Origin of the sequence: Agrobacterium vaccinii, from assembly GCF_021310995.1 — a bacterium.
Taxonomy (GTDB): domain Bacteria; phylum Pseudomonadota; class Alphaproteobacteria; order Rhizobiales; family Rhizobiaceae; genus Agrobacterium; species Agrobacterium vaccinii.
In genome coordinates, this window is sequence record NZ_CP054150.1 from 1,591,794 (window position 1) to 1,610,911 (window position 19,118).

General features: G+C 57.4%; 18 protein-coding genes. 8 read left to right on the top strand and 10 right to left on the bottom strand.

The genetic code is table 11. From position 1 onward, the window contains the following. Entirely contained in the window at positions 1-489 is a 489-nt protein-coding gene (locus tag HRR99_RS08030; RefSeq protein ID WP_233121061.1) for a hypothetical protein, read from the top strand. A gap of 8 nt (positions 490-497) precedes the next feature. On the opposite strand, the gene HRR99_RS08035 is transcribed toward HRR99_RS08030, so the two are convergent. From HRR99_RS08035 to HRR99_RS08050, 4 genes are all read right to left on the bottom strand, one after another. Then, the gene (locus HRR99_RS08035; RefSeq protein ID WP_233121063.1) at positions 498-968 is read right to left on the bottom strand and encodes a cysteine hydrolase family protein; all 471 of its coding nucleotides are present in this window, start codon (positions 966-968) and stop codon (positions 498-500) included. A gap of 95 nt (positions 969-1,063) precedes the next feature. Then, positions 1,064-2,195 (bottom strand): peptide chain release factor 2 gene (prfB, locus tag HRR99_RS08040; RefSeq protein WP_233121064.1). Its coding sequence is split into 2 segments (ribosomal slippage): positions 1,064-2,125 and positions 2,127-2,195, totalling 1,131 coding nucleotides; the frame shifts between segments, so codons are not numbered across the junction. Positions 2,196-2,304: 109 nt separating this feature from the next. Continuing rightward, the gene (locus tag HRR99_RS08045) at positions 2,305-4,740 is read right to left on the bottom strand and encodes a penicillin-binding protein 1A (protein ID WP_233121066.1); all 2,436 of its coding nucleotides are present in this window, start codon (positions 4,738-4,740) and stop codon (positions 2,305-2,307) included. 337 nt (positions 4,741-5,077) lie between these two features. Continuing rightward, the gene (locus HRR99_RS08050) at positions 5,078-6,376 is read right to left on the bottom strand and encodes an N-acetylmuramoyl-L-alanine amidase (RefSeq protein ID WP_233121068.1); all 1,299 of its coding nucleotides are present in this window, start codon (positions 6,374-6,376) and stop codon (positions 5,078-5,080) included. A gap of 621 nt (positions 6,377-6,997) precedes the next feature. Between HRR99_RS08050 and HRR99_RS08055 the strand changes: the two genes are divergently transcribed. Both HRR99_RS08055 and HRR99_RS08060 read left to right on the top strand, forming a co-directional pair. Further along, the gene (locus HRR99_RS08055; protein WP_233121070.1) at positions 6,998-9,973 is read left to right on the top strand and encodes an Rne/Rng family ribonuclease; all 2,976 of its coding nucleotides are present in this window, start codon (positions 6,998-7,000) and stop codon (positions 9,971-9,973) included. Between the two features lie 93 nt (positions 9,974-10,066). Next, entirely contained in the window at positions 10,067-10,705 is a 639-nt protein-coding gene (locus tag HRR99_RS08060; protein ID WP_422387253.1) for a demethoxyubiquinone hydroxylase family protein, read from the top strand. A 69-nt stretch (positions 10,706-10,774) separates the two neighbouring features. Here the strand turns inward: HRR99_RS08060 and dksA are convergent, their stop codons facing one another. Next, positions 10,775-11,194 carry an RNA polymerase-binding protein DksA gene (gene dksA / locus HRR99_RS08065; RefSeq protein WP_111838469.1) on the bottom strand — a complete coding sequence of 140 codons (420 nt, stop codon included), beginning with the start codon at positions 11,192-11,194 and terminating at the stop codon, positions 10,775-10,777. Positions 11,195-11,459: 265 nt separating this feature from the next. Here dksA and HRR99_RS08070 point away from each other — a divergent pair, with 265 nt between their 5' ends. The 4 genes from HRR99_RS08070 (at position 11,460) to HRR99_RS08085 (ending at position 15,301) form a co-directional block, all read left to right on the top strand. Next, positions 11,460-11,966 (top strand): SixA phosphatase family protein, encoded by a 507-nt coding sequence (locus HRR99_RS08070; protein WP_233121073.1) that lies wholly within the window; start codon positions 11,460-11,462, stop codon positions 11,964-11,966. Positions 11,967-12,071: 105 nt separating this feature from the next. Beyond that, positions 12,072-13,547 carry a YcjX family GTP-binding protein gene (locus HRR99_RS08075; RefSeq protein WP_233121075.1) on the top strand — a complete coding sequence of 492 codons (1,476 nt, stop codon included), beginning with the start codon at positions 12,072-12,074 and terminating at the stop codon, positions 13,545-13,547. Further along, positions 13,544-14,617 (top strand): YcjF family protein, encoded by a 1,074-nt coding sequence (locus HRR99_RS08080; RefSeq protein WP_233121077.1) that lies wholly within the window; start codon positions 13,544-13,546, stop codon positions 14,615-14,617. The genes HRR99_RS08075 and HRR99_RS08080 overlap by 4 nt, the downstream gene beginning before the upstream one ends. A 129-nt stretch (positions 14,618-14,746) precedes the next feature. Continuing rightward, on the top strand, positions 14,747-15,301 hold the full coding sequence (locus HRR99_RS08085) for a hypothetical protein (protein ID WP_233121079.1): 555 nt from the start codon (positions 14,747-14,749) through the stop codon (positions 15,299-15,301). A gap of 43 nt (positions 15,302-15,344) precedes the next feature. Here HRR99_RS08085 and folK read toward each other — a convergent pair whose 3' ends face one another. From folK to folP, 3 genes are read right to left on the bottom strand one after another with little or no spacing between them, the layout of a single operon-like run. Next, on the bottom strand, positions 15,345-15,848 hold the full coding sequence (gene folK / locus HRR99_RS08090) for a 2-amino-4-hydroxy-6-hydroxymethyldihydropteridine diphosphokinase (protein ID WP_233123456.1): 504 nt from the start codon (positions 15,846-15,848) through the stop codon (positions 15,345-15,347). Positions 15,849-15,852: 4 nt separating this feature from the next. Beyond that, positions 15,853-16,218, bottom strand: coding sequence for a dihydroneopterin aldolase (folB, locus tag HRR99_RS08095; protein WP_112499877.1), 366 nt, complete (start codon positions 16,216-16,218; stop codon positions 15,853-15,855). Between the two features lie 13 nt (positions 16,219-16,231). Next, a complete protein-coding gene (gene folP / locus HRR99_RS08100) occupies positions 16,232-17,008 on the bottom strand; it encodes a dihydropteroate synthase (RefSeq protein ID WP_233121080.1) in 777 nt (258 codons plus the stop codon). A 212-nt stretch (positions 17,009-17,220) separates the two neighbouring features. Between folP and HRR99_RS08105 the strand changes: the two genes are divergently transcribed. Then, complete coding sequence (locus HRR99_RS08105) at positions 17,221-17,847, top strand: DUF922 domain-containing Zn-dependent protease (protein ID WP_233121081.1); 627 nt, start codon at positions 17,221-17,223, stop codon at positions 17,845-17,847. A gap of 316 nt (positions 17,848-18,163) precedes the next feature. On the opposite strand, the gene HRR99_RS08110 is transcribed toward HRR99_RS08105, so the two are convergent. Then, positions 18,164-18,484, bottom strand: a complete 321-nt coding sequence (locus HRR99_RS08110) for a 2Fe-2S iron-sulfur cluster-binding protein (RefSeq protein ID WP_111838234.1) — start codon at positions 18,482-18,484, stop codon at positions 18,164-18,166. 124 nt (positions 18,485-18,608) lie between these two features. Next, on the bottom strand, positions 18,609-18,974 hold the full coding sequence (locus HRR99_RS08115) for an Hpt domain-containing protein (RefSeq protein ID WP_233121082.1): 366 nt from the start codon (positions 18,972-18,974) through the stop codon (positions 18,609-18,611). Between the last annotated feature and the right edge of the window lie 144 nt (positions 18,975-19,118).

Sequence of the window (19,118 nt, forward strand, 5' to 3'; positions counted from 1 at the left end):
ATGATCAAAAGCTTCCTCGCCGCCACATTTCTCGCTGCCAGCCTCTGCGTGGCTCACGCCCAGACGCAAGGACCCGGCATCGACGCCCTGCCAGTCTCCACGATTTTCGTGGCAAGCAGCGGTATGTGGGAACAGGATGCCCAAGCCCAGGTTGAAAACAAGTCAGCAGGATCGGCTGAGCCAACACGCGGCTATTATAAGGTCATCGCCATGCGCCAGACCGATGGAACAGCGAAGATTTACCTTCAGCAGATCGCCTACACCGCAAATGGTCCCAGCCTTGTTGAGACCGTCGAGCTGGAAGAATTCACCCAGATGGAGGCCTATGTGACCGACATCCGCCCGGAAAGCTCCGCCGGTGCCTCCGATGTTCCAGGCCTTTTCGTCACTGTTCACCTGAAAACGAACCCCACGCAAAAAGATGCAGATGCATGGACGGTTCTGATCGATGAACTCGGCGACATGAAGATCGAGAAAGCCTCGAACTGAGTGGGCGATCAGAGGCCGATGTCCTCCGGCCTCTCCAACACAGCACCGAAATGATGTTTCCAGAGGCGAGCGCCCAGCGCGCCGCTGCGGTCGAGACTGGAACCGACGGTCAGCCACGGTATCAGCGTTGGGCGTAACCCGGCGTCGAAAAAGCTGAACCCCGCCGCAAGAACGCAGGTATCAGCCTGAATGCCGCAGACGAGCACACGGTCTGGCTTCAACGACACTAGGTAGTCAACGGCTTCTCTCGGTGGGGCATACCCATGCTTGATAAAGACGCGGTCGGCAGCGACCAGTGAATTATCTGAAGCACCCGGCTTCCAGCCCAACTGGCTCTCGAAAGGCGTGATGCTTTCATCATGCCGCTCGACGCTTGCGACACTCGGCAGCAGCGTGGCAAGGCGGGCAATGTTGCTGACGAGGTCCGCAGGCGGATCGAAGCTTGGCTGCACATCGACGATATAGAGAACCTGTTTCACGCTACACCGCTCCCCTGTAAATTGGGCTCCAAATCAAAAAGCCTCCCGCAAGACATGCGAGAGGCCAATGTCGTCACAAAGCACAACACCTGAGATCAGTCGATGTCGGAGACTTCGACGTCTGCACCGCCGCTGATGCGGTGGGCGAGCGCTGCTTCCATGAACTCGTTCAGTTCACCATCGAGCACGTTGCTCGGCGCGGTGCTTTCCACGCCCGTGCGCAAATCCTTGACCAGCTGGTAGGGCTGCAAAACGTAGGAGCGGATCTGGTGGCCCCAGCCGATATCTGTCTTGGATGCGGCCTGAGCATTGGCCGCGGCTTCCCGCTTCATCAACTCGGCTTCGTAGAGGCGCGAACGCAGCATTTCCCACGCCTTGGCGCGGTTCTTGTGCTGGGAGCGTTCCTGCTGACAGGCCACCGCGATGCCGGTTGGAATATGCGTGATACGCACAGCCGAGTCGGTCGTGTTGACGTGCTGTCCGCCCGCACCCGACGAGCGATAGGTATCGATGCGGCAATCGCTTTCGTTGATGTCGATCTGGATCGAATCATCGACAACCGGGTAAACCCAGATGGACGAAAAGGAGGTGTGTCGGCGCGCATTGCTGTCGTAAGGCGAAATGCGAACGAGACGGTGAACGCCCGATTCCGTCTTCATCCAGCCGAAAGCATTGTGGCCCTTGACCAGAATGGTCGCGGATTTGATGCCCGCTTCTTCGCCTTCATGAACTTCCAGAACTTCGACCTTGTAGCCCTGACGCTCTGCCCAGCGCGTGTACATGCGCAGCAGAATATTGGCCCAGTCCTGGCTCTCCGTGCCACCGGCGCCGGAATGCACTTCGACATAAGTATCGTTGCTATCGGCTTCACCCGAAAGCATGGCTTCCACCTGACGGCGGTTCGCCTCGCTTCGCAGCGTCTTCAAAGCGTCTTCGGCTTCCTTGATGATGTCGGCATCACCTTCCGCCTCACCCATCTCGATCAGCTCGACATTGTCGTTGACCTGCTGTTCGAGGGCTTTGACGCCATGGATGGATTCGTCAAGCTGCTGGCGCTCGCGCATCAGCTTCTGCGCTTCTGTCGCGTCATTCCAGAGGTTCGGGTCTTCGGCCTTGTTGTTCAACCAGTCCAGTCGTCTTATCGCCTGGTCCCAGTCAAAGATGCCTCCTCAGCAGGCTTATGGCCTGCCTGATTTCGTCGACGACGTTCACGATCTCATTGCGCATTTCGCAGATACTTCGCTTTCATGGAAATTGGCATTAAAACTCGATGGCTGAATAAATGCGAGGGGCGCGGATGTAAAGCCCGCGCCCCTCGCCTTTCCATCAATTGGGTTCAATAGAGGCCGCCGCCACCGCCGGTAATGGCCTGCTGGGCCTGTGGCGAAGCGCGCAGAATGTCTTCCTGGGACATGGCGCCGTCCATACCAATCACGTTGAAGCTGCTGGCCGGACCCGTGCCAGGCTTGAAGGCTTCCATGATCGTATCGGGCTCGCCCTCATTGGCAGCCATGCCGGTCTTGCGGTTGACGGCAACGAATTGCATGCCGTTGGGAACGATGAACTTGCTCTGTGGCAGATGCTTTGCAGCCTGCGCAATGAACTCACCGAAGATCGGCGCTGCCAGCGAACCGCCGGTGCCGCCACGACCAAGCGGTGCCGGGCTATCGAAGCCGATATAGAGGCCAGCCACCAGATCAGGCGTGTAACCCACGAACCAGGCGTCTTTTTCGTCATTGGTCGTGCCGGTCTTGCCTGCTACCGGCAGGTTGACCTTGATCTTGCCTGCCGCCGTACCGCGCTGAACGACGCCCTCAAGCATGGATGTCGTTTGATACGCCGTCATCGGGTCAAGAACCTGCTCGCGATTGTCAACGATCTCGGGTTCATCCTGATTCTGCCAGCTAGCAGCGTTACAGCTTTCGCAGCCGCGCTCCTCATGACGGAAAATCGTCTTGCCGTAGCGGTCTTGAATGCGGTCGATAACCGTTGGGTTGATCTGCTTGCCGCCATTCGCAATCACGGAATAGGCAGAGACCATCCGCATCACAGTGGTTTCACCGGAACCAAGCGACATGGCCAGCAGTGGCGGCATCTTGTCGTAAATGCCGAATCGCTCGGCATATTCCGCAACGAGGTTCATGCCCATATCCTGCGCCAGGCGCACAGTCATGAGGTTACGGGATTTCTCGATACCCAGACGCAGTGTCGACGGACCAGCTACTTCGCCGCCGTAGTTCTGCGGACGCCAGACCTGACCGCCGGAAACAACCTCAAGCGGTGCATCCATGACTACAGATGCAGGCGTATAGCCATTGTCCAGGGCCGCAGCATAGATGAACGGCTTGAACGAGGAACCCGGCTGGCGCATCGCCTGCGTCGCGCGGTTGAATTCCGACTGGCCATAGGAGAAGCCACCCACCATGGCCAGAACGCGGCCGGTATGCGGGTCCATCACCACCATGCCGCCCTGCACCTTCGGCGGCTGACGAAGACGGTATTCCACACCATCATTGGACAGCGGCTCGACGTAGACGACGTCGCCGGTTTTCAAGACGCTCGCAGGCGACTTGGCTGTCGCGCGCTGCCCCTTGGCATCACGGTAGGCCCAGCGCATGTTTTCCGGCTTGATGTGGCCTCGGCTGCGCTTATCCGGGTTGTCGCTATCACCATCAGGACGAAGGCCAACATCGACTCCATCGGCGGATGCGGCCAGCACGACGGCCATTTTCCATTCGGGAACGTCACGAAGCGGCTTGATCTTAGCCAGCGCCTCGCTCCAGTTGCCGGAGGTATCAATCTGATCGACAGGACCATGGAAGCCACGACGCTCATCGTAATCCAGCAAACCATCCTGAAGCGCCTTGCGGGCCTCCAACTGAATATCGGGATCGAATGACGTGCGAACGGAAAGGCCGCCTTCCAGCAATGCCTTCTCTCCGTACTTCTCAACGATCTGGCGGCGTGCCTCTTCGGAGAAGTAATCTGATGCCGCGAGACGCGCTCCGCCTGTGCGAATATTCACGCCCAAGGGCTGCGTCTTGGCATCGGCTGCGTCGGCTTGTGTGATGTAGCCATTTTCCGCCATGCGGTCGATGACCCAGTTGCGGCGTTCGACCGCAGCCTTTTCACGGCGCAATGGGTGATAATTCGCGGGTCCCTTCGGAAGCGCAGCCAGATAGGCTGTTTCCGCAATCGTCAGTTCAGTCACGGACTTATTGAAATAGGTCAGAGCAGCACTGGCGATACCGTAGGAGTTGAGACCGAAGAAAATCTCGTTGAGGTAAAGCTCGAGGATCTTATCCTTGCTGTAGGCCTGCTCGATGCGGAAGGACAAGATCGCTTCCTTGGCCTTACGCTCCATGGTCTGCTCATTGGTCAACAGGAAGTTCTTGGCAACCTGCTGCGTAATCGTCGAGCCACCCTGCGTCGGACCGCCCGTCACGTAAGCAACAGCTGCGCGGGCAAAGCCGGTGACGTCGATGCCGGGGTGCTGATAGAAATTCTTGTCTTCGGCAGACAGAAACGCAGCCTTGACGCGGTCCGGCACGGCCTGAATGGGCAGGAACAGGCGCCGCTGCTTGGCGTATTCTGCCATCAGCGCGCCATTACCGGCGTGGATGCGTGTCGTTACCGGTGGCTCGTAACTGTTCAGCACCGCGTAATCGGGCAGATCCTTCGTAATGGTCACCAAATAAATGGCAACACCGCCAGCCACCACAAGGAACAGCATGCTGGCCAAGCCGAAGAAATATCCAATAAGTCTGATCATATTAAAGCTACCGATACTTCGAATCGTAACTGGTTGCGCCCGTTGTTATGAGCACATTCTTGCATATAGCATGCCGTTTTGCACACCGCTTCATCGATGACAAGCCGCCAAGAGCAGCATTCTCTCATACATTAAAGTGAGCCGTGGCTTTCTGCTTCGCGAAAAGCACACATCACCATCGAATCCTGTGTCCGAGTAACGTGGGGAATGTGAGTAAAATAGGGCCCGTAGCAGATTATCATTCCAGATATTGTGTCTCTACGCCCTTTTTATCGCGCAGGTCGCGAAGATGTCACAGGTGACATCTTCGCGACGCATCGACACAGAACGGTAACGCCTAACCGCCGTTGGCCAGAGCCTGCGCGCGGTACCGGGTAACGGCCACAGCGAGCGTATCTGCAACCTTCTGACGCCACGTTTCATCCAGCAGCAGTTTTTCGTCATCCGGGTTGGACAGGAAACCCAGTTCTAGGAGAACCGATGGCACGTCGTGGGCGCGCAACACCTGAAAACCTGCATATCGATGCGGATTGTTGATGAGACCGATCTGCCCTTCGAAGGATTTAACGATGTTTTCCGCAAGCGTCACGGAAAATGCCTGCGTCTCGCGCCGCGTCAAATCTAGCAGGATATCGGCAACTTCGGGCTGGGAATGCTGCTGTGCGACACCTGCAATCTGGTCCGAAAGGTTTTCACGTTCAGCCAGATCCTGCGCCATCCGGTCCGACGCCCGGTCCGATATGGTGTAGACCGTCGCACCGCGAATACCCTTCTGTTTCAGTGTGTCGGCATGCACGGAGATAAAGAGATTGGCGTTCTGCTGCCGCGCCAGCGTCACACGCTCTGAGAGCGCCAGAAACGTATCGTCATCGCGCGTCAGAAATGCCCTGATGCCACCGATCTTATTGAGACGGTCGGTCAGTTCCTTGGCGAAGGTCAGGGTGATGACCTTCTCGTCGGTTCCGCTGACGCCACCCTTCGCACCCGCATCGATACCGCCGTGTCCAGCATCAACAGCAATGACGAAATCCGACTGCCTGCTGGTCTTGGGAGCAACATCGGCAGTGACAGACGCGGTGGTGGCGGGAGCCAGCGCTTGCCAGTTTTGATTCTTCAGAAGATCGGCAAATTTCTGCTTGGTCGCGATTTCCGTATCGAGCACAAAGCGGTAAACCTTGCCGCCATCTTCGGCTTTGACGTCTGCGATGGCGACCTGGACGGGCTTCTTCGCTGTCAGCACCAGCCGCGCACTGCCCTCGCCCATGGTTCCAAACCGGATATCGCTGAACAGCCCCGTGGGTGCGAGGTCTTTTGTCGGAAACGAGAAACCGACGGCAGGAAAATCGACGACGATACGCGCAGGTCCATCCAGATAATGGACTTCGAATTCCGGCTCTTCGTTGAAATCCATCACAATTCGCGTCCGCGCCTCATCGCCGATAATACGGGCCGAACTGACGATCAAAGATGGCGCTTTGTCCGTCGCATTCGCCGATGACAACACGATCGGCGCGCAAAGCGCGGCCACCAGCAGCACAGATGCGATTCGCCCCGCCAGAGTGGTGAGGATGGCGACTTTAACTCCGCCGATGAGATGTTTGCTGGTCGTCAACGTCGTTTCCGTAATTTCGGTCATTGGGGCCGGATATCGTGACATGCTGGCCAAAATATCGCTTAAGCCGTCACTAGAATGGCCTGATTTGCACATGCGCGCAACAATTGCAGCCCTTGGTGAAGCAATTCTTAACCGCCAAATTCCGCCAATGATATGGCATATTTAGCCACCCTATTGCTATTATGACAGATAGAACATACAACATGAATGAGGGTTAAAAGTGTTGACGGGATAGATGCCCGCCGGCTGCCAATCGACCAAAGACGCTGGCGCTGTAATATCGGGCAATCATCTGCCGTCGCTGCATTTTTCTCCTGAAACTGGATCAATTCCGGCGCTAGTCGGAACAATACCCGGTGGCATGCCACCGCACGCTCGAGGAGAGCATTTTCATCGGATCCTTCGGGGTCTATTTATTAAAGTCGTTCTCGCTTGGCCAATGATGTCGTTGCAGCAGCTTTCATATGAACCGGATACCAGGAGCAGGCTTCATGCTCTGCCATGCGTTCGGATGCTGCCAGTTTACAGACGCCGGGCAAGAAACTTCATTTCCGGCACACCCTCGACCATAGATGAAAGGCCTGTCCTCGCGGCGGGCCTGTTCTCGTATAAGACAGGGCTGCGCCGAGGAGCACAGCTTACATGGCAGACAAAATGCTTATCGACGCCTCCCATGAAGAGGAGACGCGGGTAGTCGTTGTTCGGGGAAATCGGATCGAGGAATTCGATTTCGAATCTGAACATAAGAAACAGATCCGTGGCAACATCTACCTTGCCAAGGTAACAAGGGTTGAGCCTTCTCTTCAGGCTGCTTTCGTGGATTACGGCGGCAACCGCCATGGTTTTCTCGCATTCGCGGAAATCCATCCCGATTATTACCAGATTCCCCTGGCCGATAGACAGGCTCTGCTGAGAGCGGAAGCCGAAGACCATCGCCGCAATGACGACTTCGAATCGGCAAACGATGGTCCCAACGAGCCATCCTCCGCGTCGTCGCTCGCCGTCGATCTTTCCCAGATCGACCAGCCTGATATCGGTATCGTCGCAGCACCCGAAGCTGCCGATGAAACGAGCGAAGTTTCCGAGATCGTAGCAGAACCGGTTGCAACCGAAGTCGAGGCTGCCGAGGCCGTGGCTGAAGAAGCACCAGCCGAAGACGAAAAGCCGAAGAAGCGCGTTCGTCGTCCCCGCACCAAGAAAAAGACCGAAGCAGATGAAGCGTCTGCTGAAGCAGCCCCTTCGGACGATGGTTCCGAAGATGATGGCAGCAAGGGCGGCGAAATGGCTGCCATGGTCGATACCGACACGATTTCGGAAGAAGTCGAAGGTCTTGGCCGTCGTAGCAATGACGATGATGACGATGATGACGATGACCACCACGAAAAGGAAGTCATCGAATCCGTCGGCGCTGAAGATGCGATGGAAGAAGTTCCAGACCGCGTTTCGCGCAAGCCACGGAAGCAGTACCGCATTCAGGAAGTCATCAAGCGCCGCCAGATCCTTCTGGTTCAGGTTGCCAAGGAAGAACGCGGCAACAAGGGCGCTGCTCTGACGACCTATCTGTCGCTCGCAGGCCGTTACTCGGTTCTGATGCCGAACACGGCGCGTGGTGGCGGTATTTCCCGCAAGATCACCCAGCCGACAGACCGCAAGCGCCTAAAGGAAATCGCACGCGACCTGGAAGTGCCACAGGGCATGGGCGTTATTTTGCGTACAGCCGGTGCAAACCGCACGCGCGTCGAGATCAAGCGTGACTTCGAATATCTGATGCGCCTGTGGGAAAACGTCCGCACGCTGACGCTCAACTCCACGGCTCCGTGCCTCGTGTATGAAGAAGGATCGCTCATCAAGCGTTCGATCCGCGATCTCTACAACAAGGACATCAGCGAGATCATCGTGTCAGGCGAAGAAGGCTATCGTGAAGCGAAAGACTTCATGAAGATGCTGATGCCGAGCCATGCCAAGGTCGTTCAGCCTTACCGCGACATTCACCCGATCTTCTCGCGCTCCGGCATCGAAGCACAGCTCGACCGCATGTTGCAGCCGCAGGTTACGTTGAAGTCCGGTGGCTATCTCATCATCAACCAGACCGAAGCACTGGTTGCCATCGACGTGAACTCCGGTCGTTCGACCCGCGAACATTCGATCGAAGAAACTGCCGTCCAGACCAACCTGGAAGCTGCAGAAGAAGTGGCACGCCAGCTGCGCCTGCGCGACCTTGCTGGTCTCGTCGTCATCGACTTCATCGACATGGAAGAGAAGCGCAACAACCGCTCCGTCGAAAAGAAGCTCAAGGATTGCTTGAAGAACGACCGCGCCCGCATTCAGGTCGGCCGTATCTCGCATTTCGGCCTTCTGGAAATGTCGCGTCAGCGCATTCGCGCATCGGTTCTGGAATCCACGACGCAGGTCTGCTCGCACTGCGGCGGTACGGGCCATGTGCGCTCCGAATCCTCCATCGCCCTGCATGTTTTGCGCGGCGTGGAAGAATATCTGCTGCGCAACACCACCCACAACATCACAGTTCGCTGCACGCCGGATACGGCGCTCTACCTGCTCAACCACAAGCGCGCGACCATCGTGGATTATGAAGCCCGCTTCGGCGTGGCGATCATCATCGCCGCAGACGACAGCGTTGGTGCACAGCACTTTGCCATTGATCGTGGTGAAGCCGTTGAGAATCCGGTCAAGATCGAAAGCCTCATCCAGATGCTTCCTGATTTCGAGGAAGAGGAAGATGACATCATCATCGAAGCCGATGAGGATGAAGACGAGGAAGAAGTCGTCGTAAAGGCTGAAAAGACCGAAGCACGTCAGCCACAGGCAGACGCGGGCGAAGATGGCAAGCGCAAGCGCAAGCGTCGTCGTCGTCGTCGGGGCAAGGGCAGCCAGAATGGCACCGAGGCTCAAGGCGAGTCGGATGACGACACATCTTCCGACGATCAGGACGATGATGCCGAAGGCGAATCCGATGACGAGGCATCCACCTCGACACTGGAAACCAGCGACAGCACGTCTGGCGACGAAGCAAAGCGCAAGCGCCGCCGTCGCGGCAAGCGTGGCGGACGCCGCAATCGTGACGAAAACGGCAACATCATCGAAGACAATGATGAAGTTGAAGCCGTGCAGGCCGTAGAAGAAGGCGAAACCACCTCTGCTTCCGAGGTCTCGGAAGAATCTGCTGTCATCGAAGCTGTCGCTGTAGAAGCAGCGCCTGCGGTTGTTGCCGAAGAGTCGGAAAAGCCGAAGAAGCCTCGCCGGACCCGTAAGGCAAAGGACAAGGCTGGCGACACCGAGGCTGAACCTGCGGCAGTTGCTGCGGTAGCTGTTGATGTTGCTGAACCAGCACCGGTCGAGACTGTTGCACCGCCAGCAGTGGAAGCACCCGTTGCCGAAGCCCCTGCTCCGGCACCAGCGCCTGTAGAACCTGCTGTTGCAACATCCGACGTTTCGAAGGAAGAAACGACGGAAGAGGCTGCCAAGCCGACCCGCGCCAACCGCGGTGACAACGTCTCCTCCTCGGAGCCCGTCGTCACCTCGGCAGCACCCGAAGGTGGCGACACCGACCCATCCAAACCCCGCAAGGGCGGCTGGTGGCAAAGACGTGGCTTCTTTTAAGCCTTAGCTTTCGACGCTGACGAATGAGTTGAGGCTCCGCATTGCGGGGCCTCTTTCATTTGACGAGAACGCAGAAATACACGCATAGAGGTTGTGCTTCGAGGAAGGTTTTCACCCGAACCAGATGGATTTTCTGTGACCAACAACCGTGATCCTGCTTTAACCGTGCGCCGCATTTTAAAAGTCAATCACGCTGGCGAGTTCGGCGCTATAAGGATTTACGGTGCGCAGATTTTCGTCGCCCGCTGGCTCTTCCCAGATATCGTTTCAAAACTCGAAGAAATGCGCGACGACGAGATCGATCATTGCCGGTTGTTTCGCGACGCAATGCCTGCGCGAGGCGCAAGACCATGCCGGATCATGGCGCTGTGGAGCTTGGGTGGCTTTGTTCTAGGCTTTCTGACGGCGCTTTGTGGACGCAACACGGTTTGGATTTGCACAGAGGCTGTCGAAAGTACCGTTCATCAACACCTCGAAGACCAGCTGACTTTTCTTCGAAAACGCGACCCTGAACTGCATGCGCTGATCCTGTCGATTCAGGAACAGGAATTGGCCCATTTGACCGAGGCCGAAAACAGCCAGAAAAGCCGTGGTACGATGCGCAAAGTTCTGTTGCCGATCATCGGAGCCCTCACCGATCTGATGATCTGGCTTTCGACGTGGGGAGATTCCAGCTGGATGCGTGCGGAAATGGCGCGTGATAGCTTGCCTGATCGGGCTGATGTGCGTTAGCACTAGGCTAGAAAAAAGGCCGTCTCACTCGGAAACGGCCCTTTCAAAACGTAGATCGAGGAGAATGGCTCACTCGTCGCGGTAGACTTTTTCGCGGCGCTCGTGGCGTTCCTGGGCTTCGATGGACAGGGTGGCGATGGGGCGAGCGTCCAGTCGCTTGAGGCCGATGGGTTCGCCGGTTTCTTCGCAGTAGCCGTAGGTCCCATCTTCGATCCGCTGCAGCGCGGCGTCGATCTTGGAGATCAACTTGCGTTGGCGGTCGCGGGCTCGAAGTTCGATGGCGCGGTCTGTCTCTGACGATGCCCTGTCGGCCAGATCAGGATGATTGGCGCTTTCTTCGGCGAGATGACCCAGCGTCTCCCGCGCTTCCCGTAAAATGTCATTTCTCCAACCGACCAGCTTTGACCTGAAATAGGCTCGCTGGTTGGCATTCATGAACTCATCGCTTTCCGAGAGTACATAATTGCTAAGATCGATCTTCTCACTCACGCGATTCTCCTCGAAGAACATCTCATATTGCGCGGGTATACTCCGATATTGTAGGCCCGTTCAAGTGCGCAGAACAGTTTTCAGGCATTTTTAAATCTGTCACAAAATTCAGCTAAACGATTATTTTTTATGCTTTATTGGCATTACACGAATTATTTCTTCGATCACGTTTTCATAACTTGCCTATACCGCCCGCCACTTGCAGCCTCACGGGCTATTCCTGTAAAGCTGTTGCCATTGTTTCGCTGCGCACAGGATACCCGGCATGCACGAGCCCTCATCGCGACCCTCCCGGATCTATCTGCTGCGCCACGCCCATGCGGCCTGGGCCGGACCCGGCCAACGGGACTTCGACAGGCCGGTCGATGCTGCAGGATTTGCGGAAGCAGAGATGATCGCAGATCGGGCTGCCGATAAGGGCTATCTCCCTGATGCCGTGATAAGCTCGACGGCATTGCGTTGCCGCGAGACGGCACAGGCGATGCGCCGGGCCTTCAATGATAGCTTCGACGTCGCTTATATCGATGAGATGTACAATGCCGAGGCCGACACCTATCTGGCCTTGATCGCAGCACAGACCACGAGCCGCGCGGTGATGCTGATCGGGCACAATCCTACCATAGAGGCCGTTGCAGAGGCGTTGATCGGTCGCAAACAGATGGAGGCTCTCCTGCCCTCCGGTTTTCCCACCGCTGGTCTCGCCGTTTTCGATGCTGACCCAAAATCCTCTGGTGAAGTGCGATGGCACCTCATCGACTTTCTTCATCCCTGAGACATCCTGCGGCGGTCAGAAAACTTTCCGACAGCCGCTTCTTTTTTGAGCAGGCAGCCACCCTATATATTTTCGGATAGTGAAATATTTTTTGGGAAACAGTCTTTGGCGCCATCCTTCACCTCCGTCACCGATAGCGCACTGATTGCCATCGACAATCTTGCAGACCGCGCCAGTGCTCTGACCAACCCGACACTTCGGCTCGGAGTGACCGGGCTGTCGCGTGCCGGCAAGACGGTTTTCATCTCGTCTCTCGTCCATAATCTGCTGAACGGTGGACGGCTACCGATCTTCGAGGCCATCCGGTCCGGTCGTGTCTCGAACGTCCGGCTTGAGCCGCAGCCGGATGACGCCATTCCGCGCTTTCAGTATGAAGACCACATTCAGGCGCTGGTGCGAGACCGTATCTGGCCGGACTCGACCCGTGCCATCTCGGAGCTGCGCATCACACTCGATTACCAGAGCGCGAGCGGCTGGGGTCGCTGGTTCTCGGCGGGAAAGCTGGCGATCGACATCGTCGATTACCCCGGCGAGTGGCTGCTCGATCTGCCGCTGCTGGGGCAGGATTACAAAACCTTCAGTGACAACACCGTGACACTGGCACAGGGCGGCGTGCGGGCGGAACTTGCGCGCGAGTGGCTCGAAATCGCCAATTCGGTCGATCTCGATGGCCCTGCCGATGAGATGACGGCGCGTCGTCTGGCGGAAAGCTTTGCCACCTATCTGCGCGCCTGCAAGTCGGACGAGCGCTCACTATCCACCCTGCCGCCGGGTCGCTTTCTGATGCCGGGTGATCTGGAGGGGTCGCCTGCCCTCACCTTCTCGCCGCTTCCCGGCCTGACCGATGGCAAGGCGGTGAAGGGCTCACTCAGGGCCATGATGGAGCGTCGCTACGAGGCCTATAAATCCATCGTCGTCAAACCGTTCTTTCGGGAGCACTTCGCGCGTCTGGACCGGCAAATCGTGCTGATCGATGCGCTTCAGGCCGTCAATCGCGGTCCCGAAGCCGTTCAGGATCTGGAACGTGCTCTGGGCGACGTTCTCGCCTGCTTCCGCCCCGGCAAGAACAGCCTGCTGTCCTCGCTCGTCGGCAGGCGCATCGACAAGGTTCTGGTCGCCGCGACCAAGGCTGACCACCTGCACCACGAAAGCCATGACCGGCTAGAAAACCTGACACGCCGTCTGGTTGACCGCGCCATAACTACCATCGGCATGAGCGGCGCTGGCATCGAGGTCATGGCGCTGGCCTCGGTGCGGGCCACCAAGGAAGCCAGCGTACGTCAGGATGGACATACCCTGCCCGTCATCGTTGGCACGCCAATTGCGGGCGAGAAGATCAACGGCGAGATTTTTGACGGAAACCGCACGACGGCGATCTTTCCCGGCGACCTGCCGGAAAACCCGGAGCCGCTGTTTCGGGCACTGGACGTCGAGGGCGACAAGGCCGATTTGCCGGATGTGAACGTGGTTCGCTTTCGCCCGCCCAAACTGGAGGAAAACAGTGACGGCATCAAGCTCTCGGTCCCGCATATCCGGCTGGACCGCGCCATGCAGTTTCTGTTCGGAGATAGGCTCGCATGAAGGACGAAACCGAAAACCCAGGCCGCCGCCCGGCAGCCTTCACGCTGGAAAGCGAGCCCGCACCGACGCGGGTGATGGACGCTAAGCGCGCACCGCGTAGTTTCGATGCCGACATATCGATGACGCCCGATGAGGAAGACCCGTTTCTGGCCCCCGAGACGGTCGATGCGGCCGCCCTGCCCGTCGCGGCTCCCCGACAGCGTCGATTCTCCTTCGGCAAGCTGGCCATGGGCGCAATCGGTGTTCTGCTTTCGCTTGCCTTCGGTCTCTGGGCAGACCAGCTCATACGCGATCTTTTCACCCGCTCCGACTGGTTGGGCTATACAGCGACGGTGGCGCTTGCGGTCGCCGTTTTCGGCCTGCTCGCGCTCGTCATCCGTGAAGGTGTCGGCATCATGCGGCTCAACGCCGTGCAATCGCTGAAAGCGGATGCGGAAAAGGCCGCACTCGAGAAAAAGCCCTCGGCGGCCCGCGCCGTTATTTCACGCCTGACCACTGTCCTCTCTCACAGAGCCGAGACGGCGAAAGGTCGTGCCGCGCTCAAGCTGACAGAAAACGACGTGATCGATGGGCCGCACCTGATCGATCTCGCAGAACGGGAGTTGTTGAGCCCGCTCGACCGGCAGGCCCGCGCGCTGATTCTCAACTCGTCCAAACGCGTGTCCGTCGTGACGGCTGTCAGTCCTCGCGCTGTGGTCGATCTGGCCTACGTCCTGTTCGAGGTCACACGGCTGGTGCGCACCATGGCGGAGCTTTACGGCGGTCGTCCCGGCACGCTTGGTATGCTGAGGCTGATGCGCGATGTCATCGCACATCTTGCTGTTACCGGGTCCATCGCGGTTGGCGATGGGCTGGCTCAGCAGGTTCTCGGGCACGGCTTAGCATCCCGGCTGTCTGCGCGTCTGGGTGAAGGTGTGATCAACGGCCTGATGACGGCACGAATCGGTATTGCTGCCATGGATCTGTGCCGACCGCTTCCGTTCCGGGCGCTGAAGCGTCCTGGTATAGGCGATTTCGTCTCGGATTTGACACCCGACCTTACGGGCGGAAAAGGTGTTGAAAAGCCATGATTTCTCGTTGAATCCTTCACCAAATGGTTACTGCTGGCAGCAGCAATATCGGTGAAAGAAACGAAGCATTAACCATTCCCGACGTAGATTAGCCCTACACAAAGCGGCCTATTCGCCAGGGAAAGTATCATGTATTCGCGCTTCTTTTCGCTACTGGGTGGCCTCGCCGCCGTGATGTCCGTCAGTGGCGGACTTGCAGTTTCCGACGTTCAGGCAGCCTCTCGTGACGACCAGTTCTTTGGCTCTGTCGCTGGCGTCTGGTCGGGTCCCGGCGAGATCGTTGCTGGCAAATACAAGGGTACGAAATTCACCTGCGACCTCACTGGAGAACCGATCAGTGACAAGGACACAGGCATCAAGCTCGGCGGCACATGCCGCGTTGGTGTGTTCAAGCAGCCCATGTCGGCAGTCATCTCGAAAAAGGGCAATGGCTACGAAGGCAAGTTCCTCGATGGTTCCGAAGGCAAGGGTATCGACATCGTATCGGGTCAGGTCAGCGGCGACAAAGTCGTTCTCGGCATCAACCGCGCAAAGCTGAACGGCGCGATGGTTGCGCGCGTGACCAACAACACATCCATGAATATCACCATTTCCGTGAAAGTCGCGGACCAGATGGTCCCCGTGATCGGACTGACGCTTGCGCGCAACGTCGATCAGATGGCCGTCGGCTCCATCAAGCCATAAGCCTTCGTCCTGCTCGTCCACGGTAGAGCCGCCTTTGCGCGGCTCACTTGAGCGCCCACCATTCCCGCTGTTCATTCGCACGAACAATCCCGGTCTTGTCGGCATTCTCAAGCCAGTCAAGCACCCGTCTCCCATTGACCACGATATCGGGCGCAATATCTGCCAGCGGCATCAGCACGAAGGCGCGCTCGGTCATGCGCGGATGGGGAATTTCAACGCGCTCGGTCATCACATGCTCTTCGCCATAGGTCAGCACGTCGATATCGATCGTGCGTGGCCCCCAACGCTCGATGCGCACACGCTTCATGCCCCGCTCTATGTCAAGACCGAGGTCGAGCAACGCTTCGGCGGCCAGTGACGTTTCGATGAGGGCGCAGCAATTGAAGAAATATGCCTGATCGACCTTTCCCCATGGCGGCGTGCTGTAGAGATGCGAAACCGCGACTAACCGGCAGCTTTCATGGCGGGAAAAAGCATCGAGCGCCTGCGCCATCGCTGCGGGCGGGTCGCCGATATTACCGCCCAGCCCCAACGCAGCCAGCGTCATGCCATCAGCCATGCAGCTCGACGCTCACTTGTGCATAATCGAGAATGCCGGGAACCGGCGCGGATGGCTTTCGAACCGTGACTTTGACACGCACGATCTGCGGGTAGCGGCGACGCAACGCGGATGCGATGTCGTTGGCAAGCGCTTCGATGAGATAGCGGCGCTGACCGGCGACGATCTTTTCGATGACGTCGAAGGCGACACCGTAATCGACGGTGTTCTTGATGTCGTCGGTCTCCAAGGCATCTCCGGCCTCGACTTCCATTTCGGCGTCAACGAAAAACCGTTGCCCAAGGGTCTCTTCCTGCTCCAGCAGGCCGTGGCGGGCGAAGAACGAACAGTTCTTCAGCAAAATCGTGTAGCGGCTCATTGGTGTCCAACCCCTAATTATGGTTCTTGTGCCTCAAAACCGCATCGGCAATCGCAAGGGCATCCCGTGTCATTACCACGTTATGGACGCGAAAAATAACTGCCCCTGCCATGCGAAGAAGTGCCGTGGTTGCCGATGTACCGACATCACGCTCCTCGGCGCCTTCGCGACCGGTCAAAGCACCGATAAATCGCTTTCTCGACGTTCCAGCCAGAATAGGCAAGCCAAACCCTGCAAGCTCTTCGAAACGCGACATCAGCGCCACGTTTTCATCCGTATCCTTGGCAAATCCAAAGCCGGGATCGAGAACGATGGCGTTGCGGGCAATGCCTGCGCCCTCCGCCAGTTCCAGCGAGTGGGTGAGAAAAAGAAACTGGTCTTCGATGATATCGGCCAACTTCTGGCGCTCGCGACCCGTGTGCATGATACAGACACCCGCCCCAGCATAGCCGATCACGCGGGCCATGTCGGCGTCTTTCTGGAGACCGAAGACGTCGTTGACGATGTGCGCACCGGCTTCGATTGCCAGCTTCGCTGTGGATGCGCGATATGTATCCACAGAAATCAGAGCTTCCGTTTCTCCTGCCAGCCTCTCGATGACGGGCAGCACGCGATCCTGTTCCTGCTGCGCTGTCACAACAGCCGCACCGGGACGGGTCGATTCACCGCCGATATCGATGATGTGCGCGCCCTGCTCCACGCAGGCTAACGCATGGCTTATCGCTTCATCCGCTGCCAGAAACTGGCCACCATCCGAAAAGGAATCCGGCGTCGCATTGACGATAGCCATAATAAGGCCATCCCCATCAAGTTTCAGGGAGCGCCCATGCGCGACTTGCCACACCTTGTCACTGGCTGTTATCACGTAACATCAAGCCTTTCCGGAATAACGGAGTGCCCCGCCATCGCTCGTCCTACCACTCCGCCTGCTAAGCCTGACGTTCCGTGCACATGGCGTTCTATGCCGCAATCATCTTCCAAGTTCAACCGGAAGGCCGGTAAATGACGCCACAGTCCCGCATACTTTCCGTCGTTTTTTCAGGCGTCATATTTCTGTCCGTTCCGCAGTTTGCCAGCGCAGAAAGTGTGATCAGCAAGTCCTTCTCCTACTTCAAGGTTGGCGGCAAGACTGCCGAGGACTTGGACCGTGAGCTTTCCCGCCACGGACCGATGACGAAATCCACCGGCGCGCGCCACCCAGGTGCAACGGAAATCAAGTTCGGCGGCGAGATCACCTATGTCGAAAAGGGCTCGCTCTGCGCCGTTGGCACGGTGAAAGTGACGCTACACACGAAAATTCTGCTGCCGCAATGGACGAACCGCCGGCGCACCACCGCCAATCTTGCCCTGATCTGGGACACGCTGTCAGCCGACATCAAGCGGCACGAAGAACGCCACGCCGAAATCTCACGCGGCTATGCCCGCAGCCTCGACAAGCAGCTCCAGTCCCTTCGTCCGCAAAAGACCTGCGAACAGATGCAGGCGCTCGTGACCCGCACCACGCAGAGCGTGATGGACGAGCATGACAAGGATCAATTGCGTTTCGATATGGTGGAATCGAAAAACTTCGATTCACGCATGACGCGGCTTTTGAAAAACCGCATATCGCAAAAAGCATCCGGGCGTTGAATATCAATTCATTACGATTACTTATGGAAATAATTTAAAGTTTCACCGCAACTTTAAGGTGAGGCAACGCCGCGTGTTTATGATGATTGAATTCTAGTCGTTTCGGTCAGAGCACGACTCGACTATTGTTTTGAGAAATAACGCGAAATCAGTCATCGCGTCTATGTTTCTAAAGTTTCGGTCCCTCGGCGCGTCCTTGAGCCTTAGGCCTCTCCTCCTGCCTGATGGTGACGTGCCCAACTCGCCTCGCTTATCCCGCGAAAAGGAAAGCGAGGCTTTTTGTGGAGCGCGCATCGCAGTCTGGCTGAATGACGGCTCAGCCCTGACGCTCAGGCACGTGCACGACCAATCCGTCCAGCGCATCGGTCAGCTTGATCTGACAGGAAAGCCGCGATGTCGGGCGCACATCGAACGCGAAATCCAGCATGTCCTCTTCCATCGGCTCTGGCGGTCCGACACGTTCCGACCATGCGTCGTCCACATAGACATGACAGGTGGCACAGGCACAGGCGCCGCCGCATTCCGCATCGATACCGGGTACGGAGTTGCGCATGGCGTTTTCCATCACCGTGGAGCCATTGCTGACGTCAAGTTCGTGCGGCGTGCCGTCGAAAGCAACGATGGTCAGTTTTGTCATTTCGGAAATCCAGAGCAAATGTTTGAGAATGTTTCTAAACAAATAGAAAGGCCGGATAGGCTTGGCAACCCGTCAAAGTGGTTACCGCGCATATCCGGCCTCAAAAACATTCAGACGAATGCGATCAACGGCACAGTTTCAGAATGAAATTTTCCGCCTCGATGACCGAAGACGCCACTTTTGCAAGTGCAACGCTATCACGGCTGCCGTTTTCGACTGCCTCTGCGGCTGCCGATACGTTGAAAGCACCGACGGCGTCGGCAGAACCTTTGAGGCGATGCGCGATGGCTTTCATGTCGATGTCATTGGCGACGGCCAGATCATGCAGCAATGTCCGGGCGTTGCGCGTGAACAGTTGCAGGATTTCGATCTCCAGATCCTTGTCGCCCATTGTCTGGCGCGCCAGATGCACGAAATCGATAGGCTTGCTGGCGGGCGCTGGGCCGCCGCGATTGTCAGGAGCTTCGAATGCGATACTCAACGCTGCCATTTTTCAGAATTCCTCGTTTGGGCCGGTTTCTTGTTTTGAGGCACATATGTCCTGCATTTGCGCAGGTTAGGACTGCGATGAGCTTAAATTGGGGCGCAACGAAGGTGGAAATCTTTCGCTATGGTTAATTTATGTTAAACTTAT

What these genes read in the sequence shown, in the direction of transcription:
- HRR99_RS08030 (WP_233121061.1), top strand. Translation starts at nt 1, where the DNA reads ATGATCAAAAGCTTCCTCGCCGCCACATTTCTCGCTGCCAGCCTCTGC.
- HRR99_RS08045 (WP_233121066.1), bottom strand. Translation starts at nt 4,740, where the DNA reads ATGATCAGACTTATTGGATATTTCTTCGGCTTGGCCAGCATGCTGTTC.
- HRR99_RS08050 (WP_233121068.1), bottom strand. Translation starts at nt 6,376, where the DNA reads ATGACCGAAATTACGGAAACGACGTTGACGACCAGCAAACATCTCATC.
- HRR99_RS08055 (WP_233121070.1), top strand. Translation starts at nt 6,998, where the DNA reads ATGGCAGACAAAATGCTTATCGACGCCTCCCATGAAGAGGAGACGCGG.
- HRR99_RS08070 (WP_233121073.1), top strand. Translation starts at nt 11,460, where the DNA reads ATGCACGAGCCCTCATCGCGACCCTCCCGGATCTATCTGCTGCGCCAC.
- HRR99_RS08080 (WP_233121077.1), top strand. Translation starts at nt 13,544, where the DNA reads ATGAAGGACGAAACCGAAAACCCAGGCCGCCGCCCGGCAGCCTTCACG.
- HRR99_RS08085 (WP_233121079.1), top strand. Translation starts at nt 14,747, where the DNA reads ATGTATTCGCGCTTCTTTTCGCTACTGGGTGGCCTCGCCGCCGTGATG.
- folK (WP_233123456.1), bottom strand. Translation starts at nt 15,848, where the DNA reads ATGACGCTGGCTGCGTTGGGGCTGGGCGGTAATATCGGCGACCCGCCC.
- folB (WP_112499877.1), bottom strand. Translation starts at nt 16,218, where the DNA reads ATGAGCCGCTACACGATTTTGCTGAAGAACTGTTCGTTCTTCGCCCGC.
- folP (WP_233121080.1), bottom strand. Translation starts at nt 17,008, where the DNA reads ATGGCTATCGTCAATGCGACGCCGGATTCCTTTTCGGATGGTGGCCAG.
- HRR99_RS08105 (WP_233121081.1), top strand. Translation starts at nt 17,221, where the DNA reads ATGACGCCACAGTCCCGCATACTTTCCGTCGTTTTTTCAGGCGTCATA.
- HRR99_RS08110 (WP_111838234.1), bottom strand. Translation starts at nt 18,484, where the DNA reads ATGACAAAACTGACCATCGTTGCTTTCGACGGCACGCCGCACGAACTT.
- HRR99_RS08115 (WP_233121082.1), bottom strand. Translation starts at nt 18,974, where the DNA reads ATGGCAGCGTTGAGTATCGCATTCGAAGCTCCTGACAATCGCGGCGGC.